The sequence below is a fragment of the Kitasatospora sp. NPDC092286 genome, assembly GCF_044755565.1.
Classification (GTDB): domain Bacteria; phylum Actinomycetota; class Actinomycetes; order Streptomycetales; family Streptomycetaceae; genus Kitasatospora.
Genome location: NZ_JBIVRD010000094.1, coordinates 1 through 5234, shown reverse-complemented (window position 1 = coordinate 5234; position 5234 = coordinate 1). Strand labels below are relative to the sequence as shown.

Annotated in this window: 3 protein-coding genes and 1 pseudogene; all 4 read right to left on the bottom strand. The window is 71.6% G+C overall.

The window, feature by feature from the left end; all coding sequences use genetic code 11:
• Positions 1-50 precede the first annotated feature (50 nt).
• Positions 51-719: a DUF742 domain-containing protein gene (locus tag ACIQIB_RS39140; protein WP_363615400.1), complete on the bottom strand. Its 669-nt coding sequence runs from the start codon at positions 717-719 to the stop codon at positions 51-53.
• A gap of 161 nt (positions 720-880) precedes the next feature.
• Positions 881-1294, bottom strand: a complete 414-nt coding sequence (locus ACIQIB_RS39135) for a roadblock/LC7 domain-containing protein (protein ID WP_030057391.1) — start codon at positions 1292-1294, stop codon at positions 881-883.
• A 10-nt stretch (positions 1295-1304) separates the two neighbouring features.
• Entirely contained in the window at positions 1305-4739 is a 3435-nt protein-coding gene (locus ACIQIB_RS39130; RefSeq protein ID WP_400764203.1) for a nitrate- and nitrite sensing domain-containing protein, read from the bottom strand.
• Positions 4740-5140: 401 nt separating this feature from the next.
• Positions 5141-5234: pseudogene (locus ACIQIB_RS39125) on the bottom strand (ATP-binding protein); the annotation flags it as partial.

Sequence of the window (5234 nt, the reverse complement as noted above, 5' to 3'; positions counted from 1 at the left end):
CGGCGACGACGATCTTCGCGGAGGTGGTGGCGCGGGTGGGGGCGGCCGCGTTAGAGCTTGCGAAGTCCACTGAGGACCCTTTCGAGCAGCGTGACGTCGGGCTGGTTTCCGGATTCGCCGCCGGAAGCGGGCTGGTGGATGGCGACGAGGCCGGCCTCGGCCAGGTCGGCCACGAGGATGCGGGCCACCCCCAGAGGAAGGGCGAGCAGGGCCGACACCTCGGCGACGGACTTGACCTCCGTGCACAGGGTGCAGATCCGCTGGTGCTCGGGGAGCAGGGTGGCCAGGCGCTGCGGGTCGACGTTGGCGGAGACGAGTGCCTCCAGCGCCAGTTCGTAGCGCGGCCGGGTGCGTCCGCCGGTCATCGCGAACGGCCGGATCAGCGGGCCCGAGTCGTACTCGTCCTCGAACTCCTCGACGTGCCCCGGCTCTTCGGCCGGCGGTCGGCCGGGTCCGTGGCCGGGGGCGTGCCCCGGTGCCGGGTAGCCGGGCGGCGGGGCGTCGAACGAGGGCTGCGGCTGGGCGTACTGGCCGTACTGGTCGGGCGCGTACGGCTGGCCGTACTCGTGCCGGCCGTACTGCTGGCCGTACTGCCGGCCGTGCTGCGGCCGGCCGTACTCCTGACCGTGGCCGACGACGCCGGGTGCTCCGAAGGCGTCATGGCCTGTGCCAGGGTACGGAACGCCGTACTGGCCGCTACGGTCGTCGGGCGGTGTCACGGTTCCTCTCCTCACAAGGTGCGGCGGTGCGGTGCGAGCTCGGGCGCAGGTCCTGAGCCGGTGGTGCGAAGGCCGTACAACGTCCGAACCCGAGCCCGCCGAAGCGGGCCCGGGACGGGCGTGGAGGTGCTTCGAATACCTGGACGGTATCCGACGGACCGTCAGTGCAGGAGACTGCCCTGGAGTTCCGCGCGGAGTGCGGGGGTGAGGACGGCGCCGGCCCGGTCGACGAGCAGGGCCATTTCGTATCCGACGAGGCCGATGTCGGAGTCGGGGGAGGCGAGTACGGCGAGGGCGGAGCCGTCGCTGACCGCCATGAGGAAGAGGAATCCGCGTTCCATCTCGACGACGGTCTGGTTGACCTCGCCGCCCTCGAAGATCCGGCTGGCGCCGGAGGTGAGGGAGGTGAGGCCGGAGGCGACGGCGGCGAGCTGGTCGGCGCGGTCGCGGGGGAATCCCTCGGACATGCACAGCAGGAGGCCGTCCGCGGAGACCACCACCGTGTGCGACACCCCGGGGGTGTTGTCCACGAAATTGGTGATCAGCCAGTTCAGGTTCTGTGCGGCCTGGCTCATCTGACTCAACTCAACGCTCCTGGTGGTTCGAGCCGCCGAAGAGATCGGTGCTGCGGTTCGGCTGTCCGTTGCCGGACGGGTCTACCTGATCGGGGTCGATCCGGAAGCTTCCGGTGCTGCCGGCGCTGCGGCCCTGCTCCACACCGCGGCGCAGGTTGGTGAGGCGTCCCCGAACCTCCTCGGGGCTGCGGGAGACCTGCGGCCCGTCCTGCGGGGTGGGCTTGGCGTTGCCGGCCACCAGGTTCTGCTTGGGCACCCGCCGGGGCAGGCCGGACGGGGTGGTGCCGCCGGAGGCGGGCTCGCGCAGCTGCTCGGCGCGCTGCCAGTCGCCGTCGTTGGGCGACTGCCAGGCGGCGGTGGCCGGGCCGGTCGGGCCGGTGGGCCCGTAGCCGCCCAGCGCGGACACCTCGTGTCCGCGCGGTTCGGTGGGCGCCGAGGTGTCCTTGGCGCCGGCGAACCAGTTCGGGCTCTCGCCGGTGCCCCGGCCGTCGCTCTGCTGGGCCGGGTTCAGGCCGCCGTTGCTCAGCTGCTGGCCGGGACGGCGCTGCGGCAGCCCGGACGGCAGGGTGGCGGTGGGCTCGGCCGTGGGCCCGGCGGCGGGCAGTGCGGGCGGCTCCGGGGTGTACGGGTGGCCTGCGGGGGCCTCCTCGACCGGGTGGCCGTACTGCTCGTCGGCGTAGCCGTCGTAGCCCTGGTAGTCCTGCTGGTCCTGCTGGTCCTGGTAGCCCTGCGGGGCGTACTGGTCGTCGGCGTAGCCGGACTGGTCGTAACCCTGCTGCGGGTACTGGCCGTAGGCGTCCTGGCCGTACTCGTCGGCGCGGCCGTACGACCCGTCGGCGTACTGGCCGTCGCCGTAGCCGGACTGGTCGTAGCCCTGCGGGGCGTACTGGTCGTCCTGGCCGTACGGCTGGTAGTCGCCCTCGGACCGGTACCCGTCCTCCTCGACCTCGGCGTCGAGCACCGGCGGCTCGGTGGCGTGCGGGCCGGCCTCCAGGGCCGCGCGGCGGACCTGGTCGAGCCGCTGCGAGCGCTGGACGGCCTCCAGGGCCGGGCTGAAGCCGGTGCTGCCGGCGTTGCCCTGACCGGTGAGGTGGTCGTCGAAGCCCAGCTCGGCGGCGCTGCGCGGACCGTCCTGGGGGGCGGCGGCCCAGTCGGGCTGGGCCGGCTCCTGGTCGGGGAAGATCCGGGAGACGGTGAACTGCTCCTCCGGCTCCGGCGCCGCGCCCGTCCGGGTCAGGAACGGCGGGATCATCACCAGCGAGGTGGTGCCGGCCGACTCCCCGGACGGGCGGAGCTGGACGCGGATGTCGTGCCGCTGGGAGAGCCGGCCGACCACGAACAGGCCCATGCGGCGGGAGATGGTGGCGTCGACGGTGGGCGGCTCGGCGAGCTTCTCGTTGATCTCGGCGAAGTCCTCGGCGGTGAGGCCGATGCCCTTGTCGTGGATCTCGACCAGCACCCGGCCGTCCGGCAGGCGGGTGGCGTTGACCAGCACCCGGGTCTGCGGGCTGGAGAACGAGGTGGCGTTCTCCAGCAGCTCGGCGAGCAGGTGGACGAGGTCGGTCACGGCGGCGCCGACGACCTCGGTCTCGGGGATGCCGGCCAGCTCGACGCGCTCGTACTGCTCCACCTCGGAGGCGGCGGCGCGGAGCACGTCGACCAGCGGGACCGGGGTGTTCCAGCGGCGGCCGGCCTCCTCGCCCGCGAGGACGAGCAGGTTCTCACCGTTGCGGCGCATACGGGTGGCCAGGTGGTCCAGCTTGAAGAGGTTCTCCAGCTGGTCCGGGTCGGCCTCGTTGTTCTCCAGGTCGGTGATCAGCGCCAGCTGGCGCTGGATCAGGCTCTGGCTGCGGCGCGACAGGTTGGTGAAGATCGCGTTGACGTTCCCTCGCAGCAGCGCCTGTTCGGCGGCGAGCGCCACGGCCTGCCGGTGGACCTGGTCGAAGGCCCGGGCGACCTCGCCGATCTCGTCCTTGCCGTGCAGCGGGATCGGGGTGACGGAGGTGTCCACCCGGTCGGGGTCGGTCTTGGAGAGCTTCTCGACCAGGTCCGGCAGACGGTGGTCGGCGATCTCCAGGGCGGCGTTGCGCAGGGTGCGCATGCCGAGAATCATCGAGCGGGCCACGTAGCCGGTGAGCACACCGGCGAGGACCAGCGCGGCGAGCACGATCGCCGAGTTGAGGATGGCGTCGTAGAGCGCGTTGTCCTTGAGGTCCGACGCGTCGTCGAGGACGTCCTTCAGCAGCGCGACCTCGGTGGAACGCAGCGCGGCGATGTGGGTGTTGGCGGCCTGGTTCCAGTTCTCCGGGGTCAGACCGGCGTCCTTGGCCTCCTTGTACGCCGCGTCGGCGGCCGGCTTGCCCCGGCTGTAGCCGTCGGCGGCGGCCTGGCTGTACGCGTTGCCGATGGCCAGCAGGCCCTGCATGGTGGGCGCGCTGCCGTTGGGCATCCGGTAGGCGGCGCGCTGATCGGCGTTGGCCTGGGCGACCTGGGCCTCGGCGTACTTGAGGGCGTCCTCGGGGGCGCTGCCGGTGTTGAACTCGGACAGCGACACCTGCTCCAGCTTCTGGGAGACCAGGAGCTGCTGGATCAGGTCGGTGTTCTCGTACCGGGTGGTGGCGTTGGACGTGATGCCGACCAGCAGGTGGAGCATGAGCGCGCGCTGGGTCGAGGCGGAGGCCTTGGCCAGCGACATGGCGTAGATCGCGCGGCCCTTGCTGGTCATGTTGGTGCTGCCGAGGCCGACCGAGTTGTCGTAGGCGAGCAGCGGCGCGGCCATCACCGAGTACGCGGACTGCGTGGCGGTGGCGAACAGCTCCTTGCCGTAGGCGACCTGGCGCAGGTGCGGCAGGTCGGCGACGAGGCTCTGGAAGGTGGCGTGGCGCCGGGGCAGCTCGCCGGACCGGTCGGTGGCCTCGTAGGCGGCGTTGTAGGCCTTCAGCGCGGTGTCCGTGGTGGCGCGGCTCCTGGTGACCTCACCGGTCGGGTCCTGGCCGGTCAGCAGGGGTATGAGCGTTCGGTCGCGCTCGTTCTCCAGCGCCTCGGCGAGCTCGGTGGCCGCCTGGGCGAGTTCGGCCGTCTTCTCGGCGCGCGAGGCCTTGATGAAGCCGTCGACCGAGGTGTTGACGCGCAGGCCGCCGAAGACCAGGGCGATGACGACCGGGATCAGCAGAATCGCGATCAGACGGGCGGGCACGCGCCAGTTGCGGGGCCGGACGAAGTCGTAGCGACCGCCGCCCTTGCCGCCGCCGTCGGCCTCCGCGGAACCGCCGCCGGTGCGGCGCTCCTTGGACGCGGCCGGGGGCTGCGGGGCCGGGGTGACCGGGGGGCGTTCATCGGCAGGGGTGAACGCCGAGAATCCGGCCGGGTCCGTTGCGGTACCGTTCGGCTCGCTCTGGCGGGGCTCGGAGCGCCGCTGCGGGGCGACTTGCTGCTTACGCCTCACTCGACAACAACCTCTCGGCCGGCATGGCGGCCATGGATCAATCCAGCGCTACCCCTAGCAGCTGCCCGCTGCCGGGTGGGACTGTCGTACGGGTTTTAGGGGTAGCTGGAATTTCAGCACGTGCAGGGATGAGGGACAAACAGCTCTCGGTTGCCGCCCGCTGCGGCACATTTGGGACATTCATCAACATGATGGCGCAAAACCGTGGTCTTCTGGCGCTGAGTGGCGTGGACGAGCTACGCGGAGTCACTGTTGATCACAAAATGCCTACCGAACTGTTATCGGCTGCTTATGCGTGGGTCTTGCGCGGTGCCCCGTGACGACACCCGTCGTACCCGGAGGTGCCCCGGCGGCCCGTCGTGGACAACGGGCCGCCAGGGCCGCCGACCTGCGGTTCCGGCTCAGCGGAGGCGGGCGAGGAGGGCGTGTTCGACGAGGGTGATGAGGGCGCTTTTGGCGCTGTCGCGTCGTCGGGCGTCGAGGGTGATGACGGGG